We start from the raw sequence: 26554 nt of genomic DNA, 5'->3' as shown, positions 1-26554 counted from the left end.
CCGGCCCGTTCGGAGCTGCGGGTAGATCGTGGCTGGTCGCGCAGTTCCCCGCGCCCCTGAACACAGCACCCCCAGGCACGCCGCGCCCTCTGAACACAGTGCCCCGGCACCCCGCGCCCCTGAACACAGCGCCCCAGGCACACAGCGCCGCCAGGCACACAGCGCCGCCAGGCACACAGCGCCGCCAGGCACACAGCGCCCCAGGCACACAGCGCCCCCAGGCACGCCGCCCCCTGGTGGGCGCCCCCGACGCGCCACCGCGCCCCAGCCGCACCGCGCCCCAGCCACACCGCGCCCCAGCCACACCCAGCCACGCCGCACCCCAGCCACGCCGCACCCCAGCCACACCCAGCCACGTCGCGCCCCAGCCACACCGCACCCCAGACACAGCAATGCCCAGCCACAGCAATGCCCAGACACAGCAATGCCCCCGGAGTGGGCCGGGGGCATCGTCGCAGCGTGGCGTACTGCGTGGTCTGTCCGCGATTCGAGGTAGAGGGCTCGAATTACCCTCGCGGGAGGATTGATCAGCGCCCCGGCGAACCGGGGTCAGGGCTTCAGGCCTTGACGGACGCAGCCTTCGAAGCAAGCGCCGACTTCTTGTTGGCGGCCTGGTTCTTGTGGATGACACCCTTCGAGACGGCCTTGTCGAGCTGGCGCGTGGCCTCACGCGTGAGCTCGGCAGCCTTCTGGGCGTCGCCGGCGGCAACGGCCTCGCGGGCCTTGCGGATCGCGGTCTTCAGGGAAGACTTGACCGCCTTGTTGCGCTGACGCGCCTTCTCGTTGGTCTTGATCCGCTTGATCTGGGACTTGATGTTCGCCACGAAAGAGCCTTTTCAGGTTCAGGTACTGCAGAGGTACTGCAGATGAGTGTTATGACACGCGCCTCGACGCTTGAGAGGGCTACGAGACACAGCTGTCCACGGTACCAGTCGCCCTCTCACCGGCCCAAACCGAGCCCCCGCCCCTCGTCGCACCGGCCCGGACCGGGTCCCGCACCCCTCTCACCGGCCCACACCGAGCGCAGTGCCCCACCCATGGGACGATGGAAGCTACGTATAGATCCGACCCGAGGCGACAGGCGCCTCAAGAGACAGGACCCTGCGTGCCCGCGACCCCTAAAAATGTGCCCGAGCCGAGCCGTACCGACCCGGCGTTGATCCGCAATTTCTGCATCATCGCGCACATCGACCACGGCAAGTCCACGCTCGCCGACCGCATGCTCCAGCTCACCGGTGTGGTGGAGCAGCGGCAGATGCGTGCTCAGTACCTCGACCGCATGGACATCGAGCGCGAGCGCGGCATCACGATCAAGTCCCAGGCCGTGCGTCTTCCCTGGGCCCCGAGCGAGGGCCCGGGCCAGAGCAAGACGCACATCCTCAACATGATCGACACCCCGGGCCACGTGGACTTCACGTATGAAGTCTCGCGTTCGCTCGCGGCCTGCGAGGGCACGGTCCTCCTGGTCGACGCGGCCCAGGGCATCGAGGCGCAGACTCTCGCCAACCTCTACCTGGCGATGGAGAACGACCTCAAGATCGTCCCCGTACTGAACAAGATCGACCTGCCGGCCGCGCAGCCCGAGAAGTTCTCCGAGGAGCTCGCGAACCTCATCGGCTGCGAGCCCGAGGACGTCCTGAAGGTCTCCGCGAAGACCGGCATGGGCGTCGAGGCGCTGCTCGACAAGGTCGTCGCCGACGTCCCGCCGCCGGTCGGCGTCAAGGACGCCCCGGCCCGCGCGATGATCTTCGACTCGGTCTACGACTCCTACCGCGGTGTCGTGACGTACGTACGAGTCGTCGACGGCCAGCTCAACAAGCGCGAGCGGATCCGGATGATGTCCACCGGAGCCACCCACGAGCTCCTGGAGATCGGTGTCTCCTCGCCGGAGATGACCCCGGCCGACGGCATCGGTGTCGGCGAGGTGGGCTACATCATCACCGGCGTGAAGGACGTCCGGCAGTCCAAGGTCGGTGACACGATCACCTCCCTGCACAAGGGTGCGACCGAGGCGCTGGGCGGCTACAAGGACCCCAAGCCGATGGTGTTCTCGGGCCTGTATCCCCTGGACGGCTCGGAGTACCCGGACCTGCGCGAGGCCCTGGACAAGCTGCAGCTCAACGACGCCGCGCTCGTCTACGAGCCCGAGACGTCGGCCGCGCTCGGCTTCGGCTTCCGCGTCGGCTTCCTCGGGCTGCTGCACCTCGACGTGATCCGCGAGCGCCTGGAGCGCGAGTTCGGTCTCGACCTGATCGCCACCGCTCCGAACGTGGTCTACCGCGTGATCATGGAGGACGGCACCGAGCACACGGTCACCAACCCGAGTGAATTCCCCGAGGGCAAGATCGACGAGGTCTACGAGCCCGTCGTGCGCGCCACGATCCTCGCGCCCAGCGAGTTCATCGGTTCGATCATGGAGCTCTGCCAGAACCGGCGCGGCGTGATGCTCGGCATGGACTACCTCTCCGAGGACCGCGTCGAGATCCGCTACACGCTGCCGCTCGCCGAGATCGTCTTCGACTTCTTCGACCAGCTGAAGTCAAAGACCCGCGGTTACGCCTCGCTGGACTACGAGCCCACGGGCGAGCAGGCCGCGCAGCTCGTCAAGGTCGACATCCTGCTGCACGGCGACAAGGTCGACGCCTTCTCGGCGGTCACGCACAAGGACCAGGCGTACGCGTACGGGGTCCGGCTCGTCGCCAAGCTCCGCGAGCTCATCCCGCGGCAGGCCTTCGAGGTGCCCGTGCAGGCCGCGATCGGCTCCCGGGTCATCGCCCGCGAGACCATCCGCGCCATCCGCAAGGACGTCCTCGCCAAGTGCTACGGCGGTGACATCTCCCGTAAGCGGAAGCTGCTGGAGAAGCAGAAGGAAGGCAAGAAGCGGATGAAGATGGTCGGCTCCGTCGAGGTCCCGCAGGAGGCCTTCATCGCGGTGCTGTCCAGCGACGACAGCGGACCGGGCAAGGCCGCCAAGAAGTAGAGCGGTACAGCCGCAGGCTCCGCCCCGCGGCGACGCACGAGGCGCCCGTCCACACTCCGGACGGGCGCCTTTCGCGTACAGCGGATCCGGCGCGTTCCACCCGTCCCGCCCGGCCCGCCGTCCGGCACGGAACGTGCCTCATGTCACCCGCGGCGCCGCATGCGCAACGGGGCCCGCGGCACTCCTGGGCAGCGGGCCCGTTCCGTATGGGTGTCTGTAGGAAGTGACAGGCAGCAGCCCCTTACGCGTCGGGCGTCGGCGCTCTACTCTGATCACCACTCGTAGGTTACTCGCAAGTTAAACAAGTAGCCGACAGGGATGTAAGAAGCAGCCGCCAGCCAGTTCGCCGCACTGACGTGGGCCCGGAGGATGTCGTGAGCGACACACAGACCTTGATCGAGAACCGTCCGCCCTCCGTGGCGCACCTCTTCCTGGAGCGCGTGGCGGCCACGCCGGACGCAGAGGCCTATCGCTACCCGGTCCCGGCGCCCTCCGGCGAGGGCCCCGACGACTGGAAGTCGCTCAGCTGGTCGCAGGCCGCCGACCGCGTGCACGCCATCGCCGCGGGTCTGATCCAGCTCGGCCTGCAGGCCGAGGACCGCGTCGCCCTCGCCTCCTCCACGCGCGTCGAGTGGATCCTCTGCGACCTCGGCATCATGTGCGCGGGCGCGGCCACCACGACCGTCTACCCGCAGACGAACGCCGAGGAGTCGGCGTACATCCTGGCCGACTCCGGCAGCCGGGTGCTGATCGCCGAGGACGCCGCGCAGCTCGCCAAGGCGCGCGAGAAGCGCGCCGACCTGCCCGAACTGCGGCACGTCGTGGTCCTGGACGCGGCGGGCGCCGAGCCCGCCGCGGGCGACCCCGAGGGCTGGCTGCTCACGCTCGCCGACCTGGAGGCCCGCGGCGCGGCGTACCTGGAGAAGAACCCGGGGCTCATCAAGGAGCGGATCGCGGCGATCACCGCCGACCAGCTCGCCACCATCATCTACACCTCCGGCACCACGGGCCGCCCCAAGGGCGTGCGCCTGCCGCAGGACAACTGGTCGTACATGGCCAAGGCCATCGCGGCGACCGGGCTGCTCGGCCCGGACGACGTGCAGTACCTGTGGCTGCCGCTCGCGCACGTCTTCGGCAAGGTGCTGACCTCCGGGCAGATCGAGCTCGGGCACGTCACCGCCGTCGACGGCCGCGTGGACAAGATCATCGAGAATCTGCCGGTGGTGCAGCCGACGTACATGGCCGCCGTCCCCCGCATCTTCGAGAAGGTCTACAACGGCGTCGCGGCCAAGGCGCGGGCCGGTGGCGGGGCCAAGTACAAGATCTTCCAGTGGGCCGCCGAGGTCTCCCGCGAGTACGCGAAGGTCAGCCAGGACAATTTCCGCAGGACCGGCAGCCCGTCGGTGCCCTTCGCGCTCGGCGCCAAGCACAAGGTCGCCGACACGCTCGTCTACTCCAAGCTGCGCGAGGCCTTCGGCGGACGGCTGCGCGCCGCCGTCTCCGGCTCCGCCGCGCTCGCCCCCGAGATCGGCTACTTCTTCGCGGGCGCAGGCATCCACATCCTGGAGGGGTACGGCCTGACCGAGTCCTCCGCGGCCTCCTTCGTGAACCCGGGCGAGGCCTACCGCACGGGCACCGTCGGCAAGCCGCTGCCCGGCACCGAGGTGCGGATCGCGGACGACGGCGAGATCCTGCTGCGCGGCCCCGGCATCATGGAGGGCTACCACGGGCTGCCGGAGAAGACGGCCGAGGTCCTGGAGTCCGACGGGTGGTTCCACACCGGCGACATAGGCGAGCTCTCCGTCGACGGCTACCTGCGGATCACCGACCGCAAGAAGGACCTGATCAAGACGTCCGGCGGCAAGTACATCGCGCCCGCCGAGGTCGAGGGCCAGTTCAAGGCGGTCTGTCCGTACGTCTCCAACATCCTCGTGCACGGCGCCGACCGGAACTTCTGCACCGCGCTGATCTCCCTGGACGAGCCCGCCATCCTGGACTGGGCCAAGGAGAACGGCCAGGAGGGCACGTCGTACGCGGAGGTGTGCGCGGCCCCCGCGACGGTCGAACTCGTCGAGGGATATGTGCGGGAGCTCAACGAGGGCCTGCAGCGCTGGCAGACGATCAAGAAGTTCCGGCTGCTGCCGCGCGACCTGGACGTCGAGCACGGCGAGCTGACCCCCAGCCTGAAGCTGAAGCGACCGGTCGTCGAGCGGGAGTACAAGCACCTGATCGACGAGATGTACGCGGGGTCGCGCGAGGCCTGAGCCCGGCGGACCCGCCCGTGCGTACGGGGGACGGGGCGTCGTCCGGCTAGACGCCCCGTCCGCGGCGCATTTCCTGCACCAGTTCCTCCATGTGGGTCACGTGGCGGCGCAGTTCGAGGACGTCCTTCAGGCTGCTCGCTGCCATGTGGGTCTCGATCGCCGAGAGGCGGGCGGCCAGTTCGTCGAACTGACGCTGCTCGCGGGCCAGTATCCGCTCCAACTGGCGGTTCTTCCTGTGCAGTTCGAGGAAGACGGTGACCTTGGCGCGCAGTACCCACGGGTCGAACGGCTTGGTGAGGTAGTCGGCGGCGCCCGTCGCGTAACCGCGGAAGGCGTAGCCCGCGTCGTTGTCGGTGCCCGTCAGGAAGATGATGGGCACGTCCTTGGTCTGGTCGAGCCGTTTGATGTTCGACGCGGTCTCGAAGCCGTCCATGCCGGGCATGCGGACGTCCAGCAGGATCACGGCGAACCGCTGCCGCAGGATCGCCTTCATCGCCTCTTCGCCCGAACGGGCGCGGACCAGCGGCTCGTTCAGGGACCCGAGGACAGCCTCGAGCGCCATCAGGTTGTCCTCCATGTCGTCGACCAGGAGGATGCTCGCGCGGTTGTCGGTCGTGCCCTCTGCACTCATGGTGATGTTGCCTCACTCGGTTGCCGGCGGAACATCTGTCTCCCCTTGTTCGGCGGGCTGTTCCGGAGCGACGGATTCTGATTCGGGGGACGGGGCCTCTTCGTCGGAGGAGCCCTCGGGGTCCAGGAGGGCACAGACGACGCCGAGCAGCTGGTCCACGTCCACGGGTTTCGGTACGTAGTCGGTGGCGCCCTGTGAGATGGCCTTCTCGCGGTCGCCCGGCATGGCCTTGGCGGTGAGGGCGACGATCGGCAGGCCCTGCCAGCGGGGGCTGCGGCGGATCGCGGCCATCGTCTCGTAGCCGTCCATCTCCGGCATCATGATGTCCATCAGGACGATGTCGATGTCGGGGTTGCGCTCCAGGGTCTCGATGCCCTCGCGGCCGTTCTCCGCGTACAGGACGGGCATCCCGACGCGGCTCAGCACGTGCGTGAGCGCGAAGACGTTGCGGATGTCGTCGTCGACGATGAGGACTCTGCGGCCCGGGAGTATGCGGCCCGCACGCCCTTCCTTCCACTCCTCCAGCTTGGTGGGAGTGGGCCAGCTGTCGTCGGGTTCCAGGGCCGTGTGCGGGCGTAGGGCGGCCTGCTCCAGCGGCTCCGGCAGGTGCTGGGTGTGCGCGGCCGCGTACGCGATGGCGGCCGCGCCGTGGCCCGGATGCACCACGGGCACGTACAGCGCGAAGGTCGAACCCTGGCCGGGGCGGCTCTCCGCGGTGATGCGCCCGCCCAGCAGCCCCGCGATCTCCCGGCTGATGGAGAGGCCGAGGCCGGTGCCGCCGTACTTGCGGTTGGTCGTGCCGTCGGCCTGCTGGAAGGCCTCGAAGATCACCGGGAGCTGCTCGGACGGGATGCCGATGCCGGTGTCGCTGACGGCGAAGCAGAGCAGGTCGTCGTTGTCGAGGAGCAGCCGGTCGACGGCGGTGTCCTTGACCCGGCTGACCCGCAGCTCGATGCTGCCCGACGAGGTGAACTTGACCGCGTTCGAGAGCAGGTTGCGCAGGATCTGCTGGAGGCGCTGCTCGTCGGAGAACATCTCGCGCGGCACGTCCTCGCCCACCGACACGTCGAAGGCGAGACCTCGGTCGAGTGTGAGTGGACGGAACGTGGCGTGGACGTAGTCGAGGACCTTGATCAGCGGGAGCTTCTTGGGGCGTACGTCCATCCGGCCGGCCTCGATCTTCGACAGGTCCAGGATGTCGTTGATGAGCTGGAGCAGGTCCGAGCCCGAGCGGTGGATCGTCGTCGCGAACTGCACCTCCTGGTCGGAGAGGTGGTCGTCGGGGTTGTCGGAGAGCAGGCGGGCCAGGATCAGCAGGGAGTTGAGCGGGGTGCGCAGCTCGTGCGACATGTTCGCCAGGAACTCCGACTTGTACTGGGAGCTCGTGGCGAGCAGCGCCGCCTTCTCCTCCAGCTCGGCGTTGGAGCGCCGCAGCTCGGCCTGCTGGCGCTGGAGTTCGTCCGAGCGCTCCTGGAGCTGGATGGCGAGCCGCTGCGACTCGCCGAGCAGGGACTCCGTGCGGGAGTTCGCGATGATGGTGTTGATCGCCACGCCGATGGTGTTCACGAACTGGTCGAAGAAGGCCAGGTGGACATCGGAGAAGCGGGAGAACGTGGCCAGCTCGATGACGCCGAGCAGCTTGTCCTCGAAGAGGATCGGGATGATGACGACCGTGGCGGGAGCCGCGTCGCCGAGCCCCGAATGGATCTTGATGTAGTCGGGCGGGACCTCCTCGACGAGGATGCGCTTCTTCTCCAGCGCCGCCTGGCGCACCAGCCCCTGCGCGGGCATCCCGCCGGTGTCGACGACCGAGCCCTGCGCGGCGCCGTACCCGGCGATGAAGGCGAGGCCCTTGGCGGTCACCTGGGTGGGCGCCGGGGTCTCCGCGGTGTCCGGGTCGGCCAGGAAGAAGGCGCCGTACTGGGCGTTCACCAGCGGGGTCAGCTCGCGCAGGATCAGGTCGGCGACCTCCATCAGGTCGCGGTGGCCCTGCATCAGACCGGCCAGGCGGGCGAGGTTGGACTCCAGCCAGTCCTTGGCGCGGGTGGTCTCGCGGAGGTTGGAGACCATGAGGTTGATGTTGTCCTTGAGGTCGGTGACCTCGCCGCGCGTCTCGACCGTGATGGCGCGGGTCATGTCGCCCTGCGCCACCGCGGAGGCGACCTCGGCGATGGCGCGGACCTGCGTGGTGAGGTTCAGCGCCAGCTCGTTCACGTTCGTCGTCAGGCGCTTCCAGGTGCCGTACACGCCCTCGACCCGGGCCTGGCCGCCGAGCTGGCCCTCCGAGCCGACCTCGCGCGCCACCCGGGTCACCTCGGAGGAGAACGAGGACAGCGTGTCCACCATGGTGTTGATGGTGGTCTTCAGCTCCAGGATCTCGCCGCGCGCGTCCACGTCGATCTTCTTGGAGAGGTCGCCCTGCGCCACCGCGGTCGCGACCTGCGCGATGTTGCGGACCTGTCCGGTGAGGTTGTCCGCCATGTAGTTGACGTTGTCGGTGAGGTCCTTCCACACCCCGGACACCCCGAGGACCTGCGCGCGGCCGCCGAGCCTGCCGTCCGTGCCGACCTCGCGGGCCACGCGGGTCACCTCGTCGGCGAAGGCGCGCAGCTGCTCCACCATCGTGTTGACGGTGTCCTTCAGCTCCAGGATCTCGCCGCGCGCCGTGACCGTGATCATCTTGGACAGGTCGCCGTTGGCGACGGCGGTGGTGACCTGGGCGATGTTGCGGACCTGGGAGGTGAGGTTCGACGCCATGAAGTTGACGTTGTCGGTCAGGTCCTTCCACACGCCCGACACGCCCCGGACCTGGGCCTGGCCGCCGAGGTTGCCCTCGGTGCCGACCTCGCGGGCCACGCGGGTGACCTCGTCGGCGAAGGCGGACAGCTGGTCGACCATCGTGTTGATCGTCGACTTCAGCTCCAGGATCTCGCCCTTCGCCTCGACCGTGATCTTCTTGCCGAGGTCGCCCTGGGCGACCGCCGTCGACACCAGCGCGATGTTGCGCACCTGGGAGGTGAGGTTGTCCGCCATGAAGTTGACGTTGTCGGTGAGGTCCTTCCACACGCCCGACACACCCCGCACCTGAGCACGGCCGCCGAGGTTGCCCTCGGTGCCGACCTCGCGGGCCACGCGGGTGACCTCGTCGGCGAAGGCGGACAGCTGGTCGACCATCGTGTTCACCGTCGACTTCAGCTCCAGGATCTCGCCCCGGGCGTCGACCGTGATCTTCTGGCTCAGGTCGCCGTTGGCGACGGCGGTGGTGACCTGGGCGATGTTGCGGACCTGGGAGGTGAGGTTCGACGCCATGAAGTTGACGTTGTCGGTCAGGTCCTTCCACACGCCCGACACCCCGCGGGCCTGGGCGCGGCCGCCCAACTGGCCCTCCGTGCCGACCTCGCGCGCCACACGGGTCACCTCGGCGGCGAACGCGGAGAGCTGCTCCACCATCGTGTTCACGGTGAGCTTCAGTTCCAGGAGCTCGCCCGTGGCCTCGACGGTGACCGTGCGGGTCAGGTCGCCCTGCGCCACCGCCGTGGTCACCAGGGCGATGTCGCGCACCTGGGCGGTGAGCCGCGCCGCCATCGTGTTGACGGCCTCGGTCACGTCCCGCCAGCTGCCCGAGAGACCGCGCACCTTCGCGCGGCCGCCGAGCCGCCCCTCGGTGCCGACCTCGCGGGCGACGCGGGTGACCTCGCCGGTGAAGAGGGAGAGCTGGTCGACCATCGTGTTGACGGCACGGCCGAGCCGGCGCAGGTCGCCCCGCAGCTCACGGGTGCCGTCGTGCAGGTCGACGCGCTGCGTCAAGTCGCCGCCCGCCACCGCGTTCAGCACCCGGGTGGCGTTCGCCGCCGGGGCGACCACCGCGTCGAGCAGCGTGTTGACCTCCGTCACGCGCGCCGCCCACCGGCCCTGCCCCGGGCTGGCGGAGAACCGCTCGTCCAGGCGGCCGTGCCGGATGATCTCCCGGCGCACGCGGATGAGTTCGCCGTCGAAATGAATCGAACGGTCGAGCATCTCGTTGAAGACCGCGTACAGATCGGCGATGACGCCGTCGCCCACCGGAGGGACCTTGGTGAAGTCACCGTCCCGCGCGGCGCGCATGGCGGCGAGAAGCGGGCGCAGCTGACAGTTGGCCGGATCCGTACCGGTGGTGACGGGGTCGGCCTTCTGCGTCGGCACCGGAATCCGGTCGCGTCCGAGCGCAGGCATAGCACTGTTCTCACTCATAACGGCCCACTTCAGTAACTCGGTGCTTATGGGCGAGGTCAGTCTGTCACTCTGTCGGTGTCGCCTGAGGCGTATTCGCCCGAACTGCTCAGGAGCCGCACCGTGGGGTCCATTCCGCTGCAACGGGAGACCGATTTCCGCTCCTCCGCCACGGCCCCGGAACGCCCCGGGCCAGCGGTGGTGGTGCGTACGTCGCTGCCCGGAAATCCGCTGGCGCCCGCCGCTGCACGAAGGTTTGTGCGCGCGGCGCTCGCCGACTGGACCGAGCTGGGAGTCTCCGCCGCCACGGGCTTCACCGAACGCCTGACCGACGACTCCGTGCTGCTCGTCAGCGAGTTGGTGACGAACGCCGTCGTGCACGCGGGCACCGCCGTCGAGCTGCTGTGCCGCCTCGACGAGAAGCCGCCCGGCGAGAGCACGGACTTCCTCGTCATCGAGGTCTCCGACCACCACCCCTCCCGCGCCGTCCGCAGCGAACAGGGCCCGCCGCCGGCCGGCACCCCCGAGTACGGCCGCGGCCTGCACCTCGTCGCGACCCTCTCCGAGTCCTGGGGCATCACCTACCGCACCGGCACCAAGACCGTCTGGGCCCGGCTGCCCGTCGAGGGCGTCCAGGCCGTCCACGAGATCGAGTCGTACGCGAGCGACCAGGCGACGCAGCGCGGACTGCGCGCCGCCGAGATCCTCGCGCCCCTGCCCAAGCGGGCCTCGCACGACACGGAGTGGGTCAACCGCGGCGCGCTCACCTTCCTCGCCGAGGCCTCCGACCTGCTCGCGGGCCAGTTCGACGAGGACCTGGTCGCCGCCCTCGCGGGACAGCTGCTCGTGCCGCGCCTCGCCGACTGGTGCGCGGTCTGGCTCGACGACGTCTCGGAGGGATCGGCGCGCGGGGCCGGCGGGGCGCCGGGGGCGCGCCTGGCCCGCGTGTGGCACACCAGCGAGCACCGGATAGAGGAACTCCGCCGCGTCCTGGAGAAGGAGCCGCCCCGGCTCCCCGACACGGCAGGCTCCGGTGCCTTCCCCGTGCCCTGGCCCGGGGACGCGATCGCGGGCGGCACGACCGGCGCGGCCCTCGCCTACCGGCTGGCCGCGGGCGGGCGCGCGCTCGGCACCCTGGTCATCGGCCGCGCGGGCCTCATGCGGTTCGCCGACGAGATCACCGGCCTCGTCGAGGACTTCAGCCGCCGCGTGGCCCTCGCGATCAGCACCGCCCGCCGCTACCAGCGCCAGGCCAACATCAGCCAGGTCCTCCAGCGCGGCCTGCTGCCCAGCAAGGTCGCGGAGATCCCCGGCGTGGAGAGCGGCCTGGTGTACGAGCCGCGCGACAAGGGCGGACCCGGCGGCGACTTCTACGACGTCTTCCACGCGGGCGACGGGCGCTGGTGCTTCGCGCTCGGCGACGTCCAGGGCAAGGGCCCCGAGGCGGCCGTCGTCATCGGTCTCGCCCGGCCCTGGCTGCGGCTGCTCGCCCGCGAGGGCTACCAGGTCGCCGAGGTCATGGACCGTCTCAACCAGCTCCTGCTCGACGACGCGACCGAGGCGGCCGACGCGGCGGCCGCGGTCGTCGCCGTCGCGGGCGGTCAGGGCGTGCCGCCCGACGGCCCCACCTCCCGCTTCCTCTCCCTCCTGTACGGCGAGCTCGTCCCGTACGAAGGGGGAGTGCGCTGCACCATCGCCTGCGCCGGGCACCCGCTGCCGCTCCTCATGTCGCCCGAGGGCGAGGTCCGGGAGGCGGCGAGCCCGCAGATGCTGCTCGGGGTCGTCGACGACGAGACGTACACGAGCGAGAGCTTCGACCTGCGGGCCGGCGAGACGCTCCTGTGCGTCACGGACGGCGTCACCGAGCGCCGCTCCGGGCGGCTCCTGTTCGACGACGGGAACGGCCTCGCGGAGGCGCTGGCCGGCTGCGCGGGGCTCGACGCGGGGCTGGTGGCGGAGCGGATCCGCCGCCTCGTGCACGAGTTCTCGGAGCGGCCGCTGGACGACGACATGGCGTTGCTGGTGCTGCGGGCACGGTGAGGGGCCGCGCCGCGCCCGCCGTGCGGGACAATCGAAGGTATGCCTTCCGCACTGCCCGACGGTGAGCCCATGCCCGAGGACGGCGCGCTGCCCGCGTCCGCCCTGGCCGGCGCGGCCTCCCGCCCCCTCGGCTTCTACCTGCACGTTCCGTACTGCGCCACGCGCTGCGGCTACTGCGACTTCAACACCTACACGGCGACCGAGCTGCGCGGCTCCGGCGGTGTCCTCGCCTCTCGCGACAACTACGCGGACACCCTGATCGACGAGGTACGGCTCGCGCGGAAGGTCCTCGGCGACGATCCGCGGCCGGTGCGGACCGTCTTCGTCGGGGGCGGTACGCCGACGCTCCTCGCCGCGGGCGATCTCGTACGCATGCTCGGCGCCGTACGGGACGAGTTCGGGCTCGCGGACGACGCGGAGATCACGACCGAGGCGAACCCGGAGTCGGTCGACGCGGCGTATCTGGGCGAGCTGCGGGAGGGCGGCTTCAACCGGATCTCCTTCGGCATGCAGAGCGCCAGGCAGCACGTCCTGAAGATCCTCGACCGTACGCACACGCCGGGGCGGCCCGAGGCGTGTGTCGCGGAGGCGCGGGCGGCCGGCTTCGACCACGTCAACCTCGACCTGATCTACGGCACCCCCGGCGAGAGTGACGACGACTGGCGGGCCTCGCTGGACGCGGCCATCGGCGCCGGACCCGACCACGTCAGCGCCTACGCGCTGATCGTCGAGGAGGGGACGCAGCTCGCACGGCGGATCCGGCGCGGGGAGGTGCCGATGACCGACGACGACGTGCACGCGGACCGGTACCTGATCGCCGACGAGGTGCTGGGGGCCGCGGGCTTCGACTGGTACGAGGTGTCCAACTGGGCCACGTCCGATGCGGGGCGGTGCCTGCACAACGAGCTGTACTGGCGGGGAGCGGACTGGTGGGGCGCGGGGCCCGGGGCGCACAGTCACGTGGGGGGAGTGCGGTGGTGGAACGTCAAGCATCCCGGCGCGTACGCGGGGGCGCTGGCCGGTGGGGGGTCGCCCGGGGCCGGGCGTGAGGTGCTGTCCGCGGAGGACCGGCGGGTGGAGCGGATCCTGCTGGAGCTTCGGCTGCGGGAGGGCTGTGTGCTGTCCCTCCTCAAGGAGGCCGGCCTCGCGGCGTCGCGCCGGGCGCTCGCGGACGGGCTCCTCGAGGCGGGGCCCTATGCGGAGGGGCGGGCGGTGTTGACGCTGCGGGGGCGTCTCCTGGCGGACGCGGTGGTCCGCGACCTGGTGGACTAGTCCCGCAGGGAGGGGCCTGTGCTGTGCTGGTCCCTGGCCCCTGGGCCTTGGACGGTTTGGGTGGGTGGGGGCTGTCCTGTGGGGGTGGGTGCGGGTGTGTTGTGGCTTGTCGCGCAGTTCCTCGCGCCCCTGAAGGCCTACCCGTCGTTGGGGGCCCGGGTGGTTTGTGGGTGCGGGTGTGTTGTGGCTGGTCGCGCAGTTCCTCGCGCCCCTGAAGGCCTATCCGCCGTTGGGGGCCGGGTGGTTTGTGGGTGCGGGTGTGTTGTGGCTTGTCGCGCAGTTCCTCGCGCCCCTGAACGCCCACCCGCCGTTGCGGGCCCGGGTGGTTGTGGGTGCGGGTGCGTCGTGGCTTGTTGCGCTGTTCCTCGCGTCCCTGAAGGTCCACCCGTCGTTGGGGGCCCGGGTGGTTTGTGGGTGTGGGTGTGTTGTGGCTTGTCGGGTTGTTTCCCGTGTTCCTTGAAGCAACAGCAGCCGCGCGCGAGCCCGGCCCCACGGAGCGGCCCGGGGCGATACGAGCCCGAGGCCCAGGGGGGTGGGTCACGTGACGAAGTCGATCAGTTCCTCCACTCGCCCCAACAGCGCCGGCTCAAGGTCCTTGTAGCTGCGCACCGAGCCCAGGATCCGCTGCCACGCCGCCCCCGTGTTCGCGGGCCACCCCAGCGCCTCGCACACTCCCGTCTTCCAGTCCTGCCCCCGCGGCACCCGCGGCCACGCCTCGATGCCGACCGAGGACGGCTTCACGGCCTCCCACACGTCGATGTAGGGGTGCCCGACCACCAGCGCGTGCGCGCTGGTGACCTCCGCCGCGATGCGGGACTCCTTGGAGCCGGGGACCAGGTGGTCCACCAGGACGCCCAGGCGCGCGTCGGGTCCTGGCGCGAACTCGGCGACGATCGCGGGGAGGTCGTCGATGCCTTCCAGGTACTCGACGACGACGCCCTCGATGCGCAGGTCGTCGCCCCAGACGCGTTCGACGAGCTCGGCGTCGTGGCGGCCCTCGACGTAGATGCGCCCGGCGCGCGCGGTCCTGGCCCGTGCGCCGGGAACGGCCACCGAGCCGGACGCGGTGCGTGAGGGACGGGTGGGGGCCGAGGCCGAGGCGGGGCGTACGAGAGTGACGGTGCGGCCCTCGAGGAGGAAGCCGCGCGGCTCCATCGGGAAGACCCGGTGCTTGCCGAAGCGGTCCTCCAGCGTCACCGTCGGGCCCTGCGCCGTCTTCTCGCACCGGATCACCGCCCCGCAGAATCCCGTGCTCAGCTCCTCGACCACGAGGCCGGCGTCCGCCGCCACCTCGGGGACGGGCTTCGGCTTCTTCCAAGGGGGCGTGAGATCGGCGGAGTACTGGCGCATTCTGCCGACGATAGGAAGAACGGACGCGTGCGTGGTTACGACACGCCGAAGCGGGCGGCCAGTGTGTCGCGCTGCGCGCGGACAAAAGCCGCATCGACGGCGGCACCGTGCCCCGGTACGTACACCGCGTCCTCGCCGCCCAGCTCCAGGAGGCGGTCCAGGGCCGAGGGCCAGCGTCCGGGTACCGCGTCCGGGCCCGCCTGCGGTTCGCCCGACTCCTCGACGAGGTCACCGCAGAAGACGGTCTCCCGGCCCCCGTCGACGCCCGGCACCAGCACCGCCAGGTCGTGTCCCGAGTGCGCGGGGCCGACGTTCGCCAGCAGCACCTGGAGGCCGCCGCCCAGGTCGAGCGTCCACTCGCCGGACACCAGGTGGTGCGGGCGGACCAGGAGGTCGGCCGCCTCCGCCGCCGCGTCCTCGGGCACGCCCTGGCGCACCGCGTCCGCGCGCAGCTCGTCGCCGCCCCCGGCGAAGACCGCGTCGATGCCCACCGCTCCGTACACCTCCACGCCCGCGAAGGCCGCAGCGCCGAGCACGTGGTCGAAGTGCGGGTGCGTGAGGGCGAGATGCGTGACCCTGCGGGCGCCGCCGAGGATCTGCCGGGCCCGGATCCGCAGGGCCGCGCCCTCGGCCAGACTCGACCCCGCATCGATCATGAGCGCCGCGTCGTCCCCGGCGACGAGCCCCGCCGTGCAGTCCCAGACGGGCAGCCGGCACCGTCCCACGTGCGGCCCGAGCCGCTCCCAGCCCGCCGCTTCCCATGCCAGTGCCACGTTCATACGGTGACGCTATCCGTACGGGCGGTGTTCGGCAGCCGCTCCCGGGCGCATCGGCACGACGGGGCGGGGTCGGCCCTTGCCGGGGCCGTACCCGACGGCCGTACACTGACCCATTGAAAGGCTGGCACTCGCCCGCGGTGAGTGCCAGGCGGGGGCTCGGGGGATGCCGGGGCCCGTCGTGAACGACGGAGACAGCTGGAGGTGTGCGCGATGCTCAATGAACGCAGGCTCGAGGTGCTGCGCGCCATCGTCCATGACTACGTGGGGACGGAGGAGCCCGTCGGCTCCAAGGCGCTCACCGAGCGGCACCGTCTGGGGGTCTCCCCGGCCACCGTCCGCAACGACATGGCGGCGCTGGAGGAGGAGGGCTTCATCGCCCAGCCCCACACCAGCGCGGGGCGCATCCCGACGGACAAGGGCTACCGCCTGTTCGTCGACAAACTGGCCGGCGTCAAGCCGATGACCGGTCCCGAGCGCCGGGCCATCCAGAACTTCCTCGACGGCGCCGTCGACCTCGACGACGTCGTGGGGCGCACGGTGCGGCTGCTCGCGCAGCTGACGCGGCAGGTCGCCGTCGTGCAGTACCCGTCGCTCACGAGGTCGACGGTGCGGCACGTGGAGCTGCTCTCGCTGGCCCCGGCGCGGCTGATGCTCGTACTGATCACGGACACCGGCCGGGTCGAGCAGCGCATGATCGACTGCCCGGCGCCGTTCGGCGAGAGCGCGCTCGCGGACCTGCGGGCGCGGCTCAACAGCCGGGTCGCGGGCCGGCGCTTCGCCGATGTGCCGCAGCTCGTGCAGGACCTCCCCGAGGCCTTCGAGGCGGAGGACAGGGGCACGGTCGCGACCGTCCTGTCCACCCTCCTCGAGACGCTCGTGGAGGAGACCGAAGAGCGGCTGATGATCGGCGGCACCGCCAATCTCACCCGCTTCGGGCATGACTTTCCCCTCACCATCCGTCCCGTCCTCGAGGCGCTGGAGGAGCAGGTCGTGCTCCTCAAGTTGCTGGGGGAGGTACAGGATTCGGGCATGGCCGTACGGATCGGTCACGAGAACGCCCATGAGGGACTCAGCTCCACGTCCGTGGTCTCGGTCGGCTACGGTTCGGGAAGCGAGGCAGTCGCCAAGCTCGGCGTGGTCGGACCGACCCGCATGGACTATCCGGGAACGATGGGAGCAGTACGCGCAGTGGCACGTTACGTCGGACAGATCCTGGCGGAGTCGTAAGTGGCCACGGACTACTACGCCGTACTCGGCGTGCGCCGCGACGCTTCCCAGGACGAGATCAAGAAGGCCTTCCGGAGGCTGGCGCGTGAGCTTCACCCGGATGTGAATCCGGATCCGAAGACTCAGGAGCGCTTCAAGGAGATCAACGCCGCCTACGAGGTGTTGTCGGACCCGCAGAAGAAGCAGGTCTACGACCTCGGTGGCGACCCGCTGTCCCAGGCGGGCGGCGGCGGTGGCGCGGGCGGTTTCGGGGCCGGTGGCTTCGGGAACTTCTCGGACATCATGGACGCGTTCTTCGGGACGGCGTCGCAGCGCGGGCCGCGCTCGCGCACGCGTCGCGGCCAGGACGCCATGATCCGTCTGGAGATCGACCTCGACGAGGCCGCCTTCGGGACCACCAAGGACATCCAGGTCGACACCGCGGTGGTGTGCACGACCTGCAGCGGTGAGGGTGCCGCGCCGGGGACGTCCGCCCAGACGTGTGACATGTGCCGCGGTCGCGGCGAGGTGTCGCAGGTCACGCGGTCCTTCCTCGGCCAGGTCATGACCTCGCGCCCCTGCCCGCAGTGCCAGGGCTTCGGCACGGTCGTGCCCACCCCGTGCCCCGAGTGCGCCGGCGACGGCCGCATCCGGTCGCGGCGCACGCTCACCGTGAAGATCCCGGCCGGTGTCGACAACGGCACCCGCATCCAGCTCGCGGGCGAGGGCGAGGTCGGCCCCGGCGGCGGCCCCGCCGGCGACCTGTACGTCGAGATCCACGAGCTGCCGCACGAGGTCTTCCAGCGGCGCGGCGACGACCTGCACTGCACCGTCACCATCCCGATGACGGCGGCGGCGCTCGGTACGAAGGTGCCGCTGAAGACGCTGGACGGCATGGAGGAGATCGACATCCGGCCCGGCACGCAGTCGGGGCAGTCCGTCCCGCTGCACGGGCGCGGCATCACGCACCTGCGGGGCGGCGGCCGGGGCGACCTCATCGTGCACGTCGAGGTCCTCACGCCGACCAAGCTCGACGCGGAGCAGGAGCGGGTGCTGCGGGAGCTGTCGCAGCTGCGCGGCGAGGAGCGGCCCACCGGGCAGTTCCAGCCCGGGCAGCAGGGGCTGTTCTCGCGGCTCAAGGACGCGTTCAACGGGCGGTAGTGCCCGGAGCGGTTTTTCCCGGCCCCCCGGCGACGGTTTTCCGTGCCGGGGGGTCCTGCCGTTCGTCCGCGGGGCCATGGGGGTCGTGCGCCGGTACCGACCCCCGCCCCTTGCCGCCCCTTACGGGGCGCGATTCGGTCGGTCGCGCGGGGCATGGCACGATGCGTTCATGCCCTCCGCACTGACCGATCTCTGCCGCCTTCCGATCGTGCAGGCCCCCATGGCCGGCGGCGCCTCGTGCCCCCAGCTCGCCGCCGCCGTCTCCGAGGCCGGGGGGCTCGGATTCCTCGCCGCCGGGTACAAGACCGCCGACGGCATGTACCAGGAGATCAAACAGTTGCGGGGGCTCACCTCGCGGCCCTTCGGCGTCAACCTCTTCATGCCGCAGCCCGACACCGCCGACGCCGCGGCCGTCGAGGTCTACCGCAGCCAGCTGACGGGCGAGGCGAGCTGGTACGAGACGCAGCTCGGCGACCCGGACAGCGGCCGTGACGACGGCTACGACGCCAAGCTCGCGATCCTCCTCGACGACCCGGTGCCGCTCGTCTCCTTCACCTTCGGCTGCCCCACCCGCGACGTCCTCGACGCCTTCGCGCGCGTCGGCACGCTGACCGTCGTCACCGTCACCACGGCCGAGGAGGCCCAGACCGCCCAGTGGTCCGGCGCCGACGCCGTGTGCGTGCAGGGCATCGAGGCGGGCGGCCACCAGGGCACCCACCGGGACAACCCCGAGGCCGACGGCGCCGGGATCGGTCTGCTCGCCCTCGTCACGCAGGTCCGCGAGACCGTGCAGATCCCGCTCGTCGCGGCCGGCGGCCTGATGCGCGGCGCGCAGATCGCCGCGGTGCTCGCGGCGGGCGCGGACGCGGCGCAGCTCGGCACGGCGTTCCTGGTCGCGCCCGAGTCGGGCGCCAACGCCCTGCACAAGCAGGCCATGACCAACCCGCTCTTCGTACGGACCGAGCTGACCCGCGCGTTCTCCGGGCGCCCCGCGCGCGGCCTCGTCAACCGCTTCATGCGCGAGCACGGCCCGTACGCCCCCGCCGCCTACCCCCAGGTCCACCACCTCACCAGCGGTCTGCGCAAGGCCGCGGCGAAGGCCGGCGACGCGCAGGCCATGGCGCTCTGGGCCGGGCAGGGCCACCGGCTCTCCCGGGAGCTGCCTGCCGGACAGCTCGTGGAGGTGCTCGCGGCCGAACTGGCCGAGGCGAAGGCGTCGTTGGCGTCCGGGACCGACGAGCAGGGAGCCCAGGGAACGCCGGGCGGCGCCGCGTGACCGCCCCCGTCTTCGTCGTCGACGACCTCACCGCGGGCGCCGGCGGACGCTACGTACTGGAGGGGCCCGAAGGGCGGCACGCCGTCTCCGTGAAGCGGCTGCACGCCGGTGAGGACGTCGTCCTGACCGACGGTGCCGGACGGTGGGCACCGTGCGTGGTCCTCGACACCGAGGGCAAGGACCGGCTGATCCTCACGATGGACACGGTCACCGAGGAGCCCGCGGACGCCCCGCGGATCACCGTCGTGCAGGCGCTGCCCAAGGGCGACCGCGGTGAACTCGCCGTGGAGACGATGACGGAGACCGGCGTCGACGCCGTCGTCCCGTGGACCGCCTCGCGCTGCATCACGCAGTGGAAGGGCGACCGGGGTCTCAAGGCCCTCGCCAAGTGGCGGGCCACCGCGCGCGAGGCGGGCAAGCAGTCGCGACGGGTCCGCTTCCCCGAGATCGCCGACGCCGCGTCGACCAAGCAGGTCGCCGCGCTCCTCGCGGACGCCGACCTCGCCGCCGTCCTGCACGAGGAGGGCAGCGAGCCGCTGGCCACCGCGCAACTCCCCGCGAGCGGACACATCGTGCTGGTGGTGGGCCCCGAAGGGGGCGTGTCCCCGGACGAGTTGGCGGCGTTCGCGGACGCGGGCGCGAAGCCGTACCGGCTCGGCCGCAGCGTGCTGCGCACGTCGACGGCGGGGACGGCGGCGACGGCACTGCTGCTGGGGCGTACGGGACGCTGGTCCTGAGCTGAGACGGGCCGGGCGACCGGTTCCCTCCCGCGGGTGACAGATGGCCGCAAGCGCCCTACCGCCCCGCCGCCTCCGGTGGCACTCTGCCGCCCATGGGGGCATCGCGGCGGTCACGTGGAAACGGTCGGGTCCGGTGGAGGAGGTGTGCGTCGGTTCTGTGTGCCGTGGGGGTGGCCGGCGTTGCCGTGTCGGGCGTCACCGCGTGCGATCCCGTGAACGGGTCCGTCAATACCGCCGCCGTCGCGCTCACCACCGACGAGATGGGCACCAAGGAGCTGGAGCGGCAGCACGCCGACGTGGCGTGGCTCAGCTGTACCGCCCGGTTCGAGGACAAGGTCACCCCGCGCGACAGGTCCGCGTCGTCCGAGGCCGTGGTCACCGTGGACTGCCGGGGCGAGACCGACGACGGCAAGGACATCACCATCAGGGGCAAGGTGCGCTCCGTCGTCGACGGCCACTGCGTACGCGGCAACCTCACCGCCGAGGTGGACGGCAAGGAGTGGTTCGGCGTCGGCGTCCTCGGCAACTGCGCGCAGGGCGACGGGAACGGGGGCGGGGGCGGGAACGGGGGTGGAGGCGGGGGCGGCCAGACCTCCGGGCCGCCCGGCACCCACCGCCCTTCGCCCTCCCACGACGAGCCCGGTCCCGCGCCCACCACCACCGTCACCGTGACCGCGACCCCGGACCCGCCGCCGCGGCCGACCTGCGACTGCGTTCCCGGCAAGTGAGCGGGGAAGCAGACCGGGCGGCCCCGGCCAAGTGATCCAAACCGCTTCCGGGGCGCGCGGAGCCTGCCTAGGCTGGACGGCGTGACAGAGGCAGCGCACTCCGCGTATCTCCGGTTCCCGCACATCCACGGCGAGTTGACCACCTTCACGGCCGAGGACGACGTCTGGGTCGCACCCCTCGACGGGGGCCGCGCCTGGCGGGTCAGTGCCGACAACATGCCCGTGAACCACCCCCGGATCTCCCCGGACGGGACGACCGTCGCCTGGACCTCCACCCGCGACGGCGCCCCCGAGGTGCACATCGCGCCCCTCGACGGCGGGCCCGCCAAGCGCCTGACGTACTGGGGGAGTTGGAAGACCGCCGTGCGCGGCTGGACCCCCGGGGGACAGGTCCTCGCGGTCACCGCGGCGGGCCAGGCCTCGCTGCGCCGCACCTGGGCGCGGGCCGTGCCGCTCGACGGCGGGCCCGCGGCCACGCTGCCGTACGGTCACGTCGGCGATGTCGCGCACGGGCCGGACGGGCAACTCCTGCTGCTCTCCGTGCCGATGGGCCGCGAGGCGGCCTGGTGGAAGCGGTACCGGGGCGGCACCGCGGGCAAGTTGTGGATCCGGACGGCGCCCGACGGGGACGGCGCGGGCGGCGCGGGCGCGGCGGACGGCGCCGATGGAGGCGAGCGTTTCGTACGCGTTCACGAAGAGCTCGACGGGAACATCGAGTACCCGCTCTGGGTGGGCGAGCGCATCGCCTTCCTCTGCGACCACGAGGGCGTCGGCTCGCTCTACTCCTCGCTGCCCGACGGCTCGGACCTGCGCCGGCACACCGACGGCGGCCAGGGGTTCTACGCACGGCACGCGGCCACCGACGGCACCCGCGTCATCTACTCGTCGGCCGGTGAACTCTGGCTCCTGGACGACCTGTCGGGCGTGGCGCCGCGCCGTCTGGACATCCGCCTCGGCGGGCAGCGCACCGATCTGCAGCCGCACCCCGTCTCCGCCGCCCGCTGGTTCGGGGCCGCCGCGCCCGACCACACCGGACGCGGCAGCGCGGTCTCCGTGCGCGGCTCCGTGCACTGGGTCACGCACCGCGAGGGACCCGCCCGCGCGCTCGCCGCCGAGCACGGGGTCCGCGCCAGGCTGCCCCGCACCTTCCGCGTGCAGGGCGAGGAACACGTCGTGTGGGTCACGGACGCGGAGGGCGACGAGGCCCTGGAGTTCGCCCCGGCCACCGGGCCCGCCCCCGGCGCCACCCCCCGCAGGCTCGCCGCAGGACAGCTCGGCCGGGTCCTCTCGCTCGCCATGGCGCCGGACGGCTCCCGCGCCGCCGTCGCCTCGCACGACGGCCGCGTCCTGCTCGTCGAGCGGGAGAGCGGCGAGGTCCGCGAGGTCGACCGGGGCGAGGACGGCGAGGCCACCGGGCTCGTCTTCTCGCCCGACTCCGCCTGGCTCGCCTGGTCGCATCCCGGGCCGCGCCCGCTGCGACAGCTCAAGCTGGCCAACACCGCCGACCTGTCGGTGTCCGAGGCGACCCCGCTGCGCTTCCGCGACTACGCCCCCGCGTTCACCCTCGACGGCAAGCACCTCGCGTTCCTGTCCGCGCGCGCCTTCGACCCGGTCTACGACGAGCACGTCTTCGACCTCGCGTTCGTCGGCGGCTCCCGGCCGTACCTGATCACCCTCGCCGCGACCACACCGTCCCCCTTCGGACCGCAGCGGCACGGCAGGCCCTTCGAGGCGCAGGACGGCGCCGAGACGCCCGACAGCGAGGGCGCGCCCGTCACCCGCATCGACTTCGACGGGCTCGCCGACCGCATCGTGCCGTTCCCCGTCGAGGCCGCCCGCTACACCACCCTGCGGGCCGCCAAGGACGGGCTGCTCTGGCTGCGCCACCCGGTGCGCGGCGTGCTCGGCGCCTCCCGTGCCACCCCGCACGACCCGGACCCCAAGACCGAGCTGGAGCGGTACGACTTCGCGCAGCACCGCGTCGAGGAACTGTCGGGCGACGCCGACCACTTCGCCGTCACCGGCGACGGCAAGCGCGTCCTGCTGTGGACCGACGGCAAACTGAAGGTCGTGCCCAGCGACCGGCGCGCCTCCGGCGACGAGGACAGCGACACGAACATCACCGTCGACCTCACCCGCGTCCGCCACACCGTCGACCCGGCCGCCGAGTGGCGCCAGATGTACGACGAGACGGGCCGCCTCATGCGGGACAACTTCTGGCGGCCCGACATGGGCGGCGTCGACTGGGACGCCGTCCTGGAGCGCTACCGCCCGGTCCTGTCCCGCGTCGCCACCCACGACGACCTCGTCGACCTGCTGTGGGAGGTGCACGGCGAGCTCGGCACCTCGCACGCCTACGTCGTCCCGGGCGGCGGCGGGGGCGGCGCGCAGCGCCAGGGGCTGCTCGGCGCGGACCTCTCGCGCGGCGCGGACGGCCTGTGGCGCGTCGACCGGGTGCTGCCCTCGGAGACCTCCGACCCGGCCGCGCGGTCGCCGCTCGCCGCGCCCGGCGTCGCGATCCGCCCCGGTGACGCGGTCATCGAGGTCAACGGCCGTCCCGTCGACCCGGTCACGGGCCCGGGACCGCTGCTCGTGGGCACCGCGGACAAGCCCGTCGAGCTGACCGTCTCGCCGTCCGGCGGCGGCGATCCGCGGCACGCCGTGGTGATCCCCGTCGACGACGAGGAGCCGCTGCGCTACCACGCCTGGGTCGCCGACCGGCGGGCCTGTGTCCACGAGCGTTCCGGCGGCCGCCTCGGCTACCTCCACGTCCCCGACATGCAGGCGCCCGGCTGGGCCCAGATCCACCGCGACCTGCGCGTGGAGGTGGCCCGCGAGGGGCTGGTCGTCGACATCAGGGAGAACCGCGGCGGGCACACCTCGCAGCTCGTCGTGGAGAAGCTGGCCCGCCGCATCGTCGGCTGGGACCTGCCCCGCGGCTCGCGCCCCTTCAGCTACCCCGCGGACGCGCCGCGCGGACCCGTCGTCGCCGTCGCCAACGAGTTCTCCGGCTCCGACGGCGACATCGTGAACGCGGCGATCAGGGCGCTCGGCATCGGCCCGGTGGTGGGCACCCGCACCTGGGGCGGTGTCATCGGCATCGACAGCCGCTACCACCTGGTCGACGGGACGCTGGTGACGCAGCCGAAGTACGCGTTCTGGCTGGAGGGCCAGGAGTGGGGCGTCGAGAACCACGGCGTCGACCCGGACGTGGAGGTCGTCACCACCCCCGACGACCACGCGGCGGGCCGTGACCCGCAGTTGGACGAGGCGGTCCGCATCGCGCTGGCCGCGCTGGCGGAGAACCCGGCGAAGACCGCGCCGGCCGTCCCGGGCACCGGCTGACCTTGCCGGGGCCGCCGGCGCTCGGGCCGATAGCATGCCGGACGTACTGATCGTTCGGATCGTGCCCAAGCTCAGCTAGGAGGCGGCCCATGGCGGGCGAAGCGCAAAGCGACTGCCTGTTCTGCAAGATCGTCGCGGGTGAGGTGCCGGCGACGGTCGTCCGGGAGACCGAGACGACCGTCGCCTTCCGCGACATCAACCCGCAGGCGCCCACCCACGTCCTGGTGATCCCCAAGGTGCACCACCCGGACGCGGCCTCGCTGGCCGCCGCCGAGCCGGAGACCGCCGCGGACGTGCTGCGGGAGGCCGGTGAGGTCGCCGCCCAGGAGGGCGCGGACAGCTACCGCATCGTCTTCAACACCGGCTCCGGCGCCGGCCAGACCGTCTTCCACGCGCACGCGCACGTCCTGGGCGGCCGCGGCCTCCAGTGGCCGCCCGGATAGCGGGGCCGCTCTCCTTGTCCGTACGAGAACTGGTGGTGCTCGGCACCGCCAGCCAGGTCCCCACCCGGCACCGCAACCACAACGGCTACGTCCTGCTCTGGGATGGCCAGGGCATCATGTTCGACCCCGGCGAGGGCACGCAGCGCCAGATGCTGCGCGCCGGGGTCGCCGCCCACGACCTGCACCGGATCTGCGTGACGCACTTCCACGGCGACCACTCCCTGGGCCTGGCCGGGGTGATCCAGCGCATCAACCTCGACCGGGTCCCGCACCCGGTCACCGCCCATTACCCGGCGTCGGGGCAGCACTTCTTCGACCGCCTGCGGTACGCGACGGCCTACCGCGAGACCGTGCGGCTCACCGAGGCGCCGGTCGCCGAGGACGGGCCGCTCGCCACCACGCCCTCGTACACCCTGGACGCGATGAAGCTGTCGCACCCCGTCGAGTCGTACGGCTACCGCGTGACCGAGCCCGACGGGCGCCGGATGCTGCCCCGCCTGCTGGCCGGGCACGGCATCGCGGGGCCCGACGTCGGGCGGCTCCAGAAGGAGGGCAGCCTCGGCGGCGTCACCCTCGACGAGGTCAGCGAGGTGCGGCGCGGGCAGCGGTTCGCCTTCGTGATGGACACCCGGCTCTGCGACGGCGTGCACGCGCTCGCCGAGGGCTGCGACATGCTCGTCATCGAGTCGACGTTCCTCGACGAGGACGAGCGACTCGCCACCGACCACGGCCACTTGACCGCGGGACAGGCCGCCCGCGTGGCCGTCGAAGCGGGCGTGCGCCACCTCGTCCTCACGCACTTCAGCCAGCGCTACCCCGACCCGGGCGCCTACGAGCACCAGGCCCGCGCCGCCGGGTTCGACGGTGAACTCACCGTCGCCCGCGACCTGTCGAGGATCCCGCTGCCCCGACGCCCCTGAGCACCCCCACCCGGAACAACCCGAGCGAGACCGCACCATGCCGATCCCCAAGGCCGAACTCCACCTCCACATCGAAGGTACCCTCGAACCCGAGCTCGCCTTCGCCCTCGCCGCGCGCAACGGCGTCGAACTCCCCTACGCCGACACCGAAGAGCTCCGCAAGGCCTACCTCTTCGACGACCTCCAGAGCTTCCTGAACCTCTACTACCGCCTGATGGCCGTACTGCGCACCGAGGCCGACTTCGAGGAGCTCGCGGACGCCTACCTCGCCCGCGCCGCCCGACAGGGCGTGCGGCACGCGGAGATCTTCTTCGACCCGCAGGCGCACACCGCACGCGGCATCCCCATCGCCACGGTCGTCGAGGGCCTGTGCCGCGCCCTGGACCGCAGCGAGGAGCGGCACGGCATCTCCACGCGCCTCATCATGTGCTTCCTGCGCGACCAGTCCGCCGACTCCGCGCTGGAGACCCTGACGGCCGCCGAGCCCCACCTCCACCGGATCATCGGCATCGGCCTGGACTCGGCCGAGGTCGGCCACCCGCCGGCCAAGTTCCAGAAGGTGTACGAGGCCGCCGCCGCACGCGGTCTGCGGCGCGTCGCCCACGCGGGCGAGGAAGGGCCGCCCGCGTACATCACGGAGGCCCTGGACGTGCTGGGCGTCGAGCGCATCGACCACGGGCTGCGCTGCATGGAGGACCCACAGCTGGTGGAGCGCCTGGTCCGCGACCGCGTGCCGCTCACGCTCTGCCCGCTCTCCAACGTCCGGCTGCGCGCCATCGACGTACTGGAGGAGCACCCGCTGCCCAAGATGCTCGACGCGGGCCTGGTGTGCACGGTCAACTCCGACGACCCGGCCTACTTCGGCGGGTACGCCGACGACAACTTCCGGGCCGTGGGCGAGGCGCTCGGGCTCGACGGGGAACGGCTGCGCACGCTCGCACGCAACTCCTTCGAGGCGGCCTTCCTCGACCGGGACGAGGCGGACGAGGCGCTGCGGGCGCGCTACCTCGCCGAGGTCGAGGCCTATTCGTTCGACTGATCAACTGATCGACTGATCAACTGATCGACTGATCGCCTGACCGACTGATCGCCTGCGCCGGATACGGCCGGCGCACGGATTCCTTCGTGCGGATCCACGGCTGACACGGCCCTCCGGCTCTCCGGCCCACCGCCCGCCCCCGCGAGCTCACTGCCCGCCGCAGGGGCCGAG

At 71.7% G+C, this 26554-nt stretch carries 18 protein-coding genes; 13 read left to right on the top strand and 5 right to left on the bottom strand.

Features of this window, described 5'->3' with window-relative positions; genetic code table 11:
- Positions 1-557 precede the first annotated feature (557 nt).
- A complete protein-coding gene (rpsT, locus tag ACZ592_RS38940) occupies positions 558-824 on the bottom strand; it encodes a 30S ribosomal protein S20 (RefSeq protein ID WP_471586494.1) in 267 nt (88 codons plus the stop codon).
- 281 nt (positions 825-1105) lie between these two features.
- On the opposite strand from rpsT, the gene lepA reads away from it, so the two are divergent.
- Positions 1106-2980, top strand: coding sequence for a translation elongation factor 4 (gene lepA, locus ACZ592_RS38935; protein ID WP_471586493.1), 1875 nt, complete (start codon positions 1106-1108; stop codon positions 2978-2980).
- A 374-nt stretch (positions 2981-3354) separates the two neighbouring features.
- On the top strand, positions 3355-5244 hold the full coding sequence (locus tag ACZ592_RS38930) for an AMP-dependent synthetase/ligase (protein ID WP_471586492.1): 1890 nt from the start codon (positions 3355-3357) through the stop codon (positions 5242-5244).
- A 46-nt stretch (positions 5245-5290) separates the two neighbouring features.
- Here ACZ592_RS38930 and ACZ592_RS38925 read toward each other — a convergent pair whose 3' ends face one another.
- Positions 5291-5875 (bottom strand): response regulator, encoded by a 585-nt coding sequence (locus tag ACZ592_RS38925; protein ID WP_471586491.1) that lies wholly within the window; start codon positions 5873-5875, stop codon positions 5291-5293.
- Positions 5876-5887: 12 nt separating this feature from the next.
- Positions 5888-9979 carry a HAMP domain-containing protein gene (locus tag ACZ592_RS38920; protein WP_471586501.1) on the bottom strand — a complete coding sequence of 1364 codons (4092 nt, stop codon included), beginning with the start codon at positions 9977-9979 and terminating at the stop codon, positions 5888-5890.
- Positions 9980-10207: 228 nt separating this feature from the next.
- On the opposite strand from ACZ592_RS38920, the gene ACZ592_RS38915 reads away from it, so the two are divergent.
- Positions 10208-12124, top strand: coding sequence for a SpoIIE family protein phosphatase (locus ACZ592_RS38915; protein WP_471586490.1), 1917 nt, complete (start codon positions 10208-10210; stop codon positions 12122-12124).
- Positions 12125-12163: 39 nt separating this feature from the next.
- Entirely contained in the window at positions 12164-13396 is a 1233-nt protein-coding gene (gene hemW / locus ACZ592_RS38910; protein WP_471586489.1) for a radical SAM family heme chaperone HemW, read from the top strand.
- 537 nt (positions 13397-13933) lie between these two features.
- Here the strand turns inward: hemW and ACZ592_RS38905 are convergent.
- Complete coding sequence (locus ACZ592_RS38905; protein WP_471586488.1) at positions 13934-14746, bottom strand: DUF3097 domain-containing protein; 813 nt, start codon at positions 14744-14746, stop codon at positions 13934-13936.
- 35 nt (positions 14747-14781) lie between these two features.
- A complete protein-coding gene (locus ACZ592_RS38900; protein ID WP_471586487.1) occupies positions 14782-15525 on the bottom strand; it encodes an MBL fold metallo-hydrolase in 744 nt (247 codons plus the stop codon).
- Positions 15526-15735: 210 nt separating this feature from the next.
- Between ACZ592_RS38900 and hrcA the strand changes: the two genes are divergently transcribed.
- The 9 genes from hrcA to ACZ592_RS38855 all read left to right on the top strand — a co-directional run bounded on the left by hrcA (position 15736) and on the right by ACZ592_RS38855 (position 26383).
- Positions 15736-16752: a heat-inducible transcriptional repressor HrcA gene (hrcA, locus tag ACZ592_RS38895; protein ID WP_471586486.1), complete on the top strand. Its 1017-nt coding sequence runs from the start codon at positions 15736-15738 to the stop codon at positions 16750-16752.
- Positions 16753-17892 carry a molecular chaperone DnaJ gene (gene dnaJ, locus ACZ592_RS38890; protein WP_471586485.1) on the top strand — a complete coding sequence of 380 codons (1140 nt, stop codon included), beginning with the start codon at positions 16753-16755 and terminating at the stop codon, positions 17890-17892.
- 169 nt (positions 17893-18061) lie between these two features.
- A complete protein-coding gene (locus ACZ592_RS38885; RefSeq protein WP_471586484.1) occupies positions 18062-19168 on the top strand; it encodes a nitronate monooxygenase in 1107 nt (368 codons plus the stop codon).
- Positions 19165-19905 carry a 16S rRNA (uracil(1498)-N(3))-methyltransferase gene (locus ACZ592_RS38880; protein ID WP_471586483.1) on the top strand — a complete coding sequence of 247 codons (741 nt, stop codon included), beginning with the start codon at positions 19165-19167 and terminating at the stop codon, positions 19903-19905. Before ACZ592_RS38885 ends, ACZ592_RS38880 begins: the two co-directional genes overlap by 4 nt.
- A 215-nt stretch (positions 19906-20120) precedes the next feature.
- Positions 20121-20636: a hypothetical protein gene (locus ACZ592_RS38875; RefSeq protein WP_471586482.1), complete on the top strand. Its 516-nt coding sequence runs from the start codon at positions 20121-20123 to the stop codon at positions 20634-20636.
- 81 nt (positions 20637-20717) lie between these two features.
- Positions 20718-23981 (top strand): S41 family peptidase, encoded by a 3264-nt coding sequence (locus tag ACZ592_RS38870; protein WP_471586481.1) that lies wholly within the window; start codon positions 20718-20720, stop codon positions 23979-23981.
- Positions 23982-24070: 89 nt separating this feature from the next.
- Complete coding sequence (locus tag ACZ592_RS38865; RefSeq protein ID WP_471586480.1) at positions 24071-24424, top strand: histidine triad nucleotide-binding protein; 354 nt, start codon at positions 24071-24073, stop codon at positions 24422-24424.
- Between the two features lie 14 nt (positions 24425-24438).
- Entirely contained in the window at positions 24439-25344 is a 906-nt protein-coding gene (locus ACZ592_RS38860; protein ID WP_471586479.1) for a ribonuclease Z, read from the top strand.
- Positions 25345-25381: 37 nt separating this feature from the next.
- Positions 25382-26383, top strand: a complete 1002-nt coding sequence (locus ACZ592_RS38855; RefSeq protein ID WP_471586478.1) for an adenosine deaminase — start codon at positions 25382-25384, stop codon at positions 26381-26383.
- The last annotated feature ends 171 nt before the right edge of the window (positions 26384-26554 follow it).

This window comes from Streptomyces sp. NPDC040622, from assembly GCF_055593965.1.
Note: the sequence above shows the minus strand (reverse complement) of the source record. Positions and strands in the feature narration are given on the sequence as shown.

Coding starts and splice junctions, on each gene's coding strand:
- ACZ592_RS38925 (WP_471586491.1), bottom strand. CDS start 5,875: ATGAGTGCAGAGGGCACGACCGACAACCGCGCGAGCATCCTCCTGGTC.
- ACZ592_RS38920 (WP_471586501.1), bottom strand. CDS start 9,979: ATGCGCGCCGCGCGGGACGGTGACTTCACCAAGGTCCCTCCGGTGGGC.
- hemW (WP_471586489.1), top strand. CDS start 12,164: ATGCCTTCCGCACTGCCCGACGGTGAGCCCATGCCCGAGGACGGCGCG.
- ACZ592_RS38905 (WP_471586488.1), bottom strand. CDS start 14,746: ATGCGCCAGTACTCCGCCGATCTCACGCCCCCTTGGAAGAAGCCGAAG.
- ACZ592_RS38900 (WP_471586487.1), bottom strand. CDS start 15,525: ATGAACGTGGCACTGGCATGGGAAGCGGCGGGCTGGGAGCGGCTCGGG.
- hrcA (WP_471586486.1), top strand. CDS start 15,736: ATGCTCAATGAACGCAGGCTCGAGGTGCTGCGCGCCATCGTCCATGAC.
- ACZ592_RS38885 (WP_471586484.1), top strand. CDS start 18,062: ATGCCCTCCGCACTGACCGATCTCTGCCGCCTTCCGATCGTGCAGGCC.
- ACZ592_RS38865 (WP_471586480.1), top strand. CDS start 24,071: ATGGCGGGCGAAGCGCAAAGCGACTGCCTGTTCTGCAAGATCGTCGCG.
- ACZ592_RS38855 (WP_471586478.1), top strand. CDS start 25,382: ATGCCGATCCCCAAGGCCGAACTCCACCTCCACATCGAAGGTACCCTC.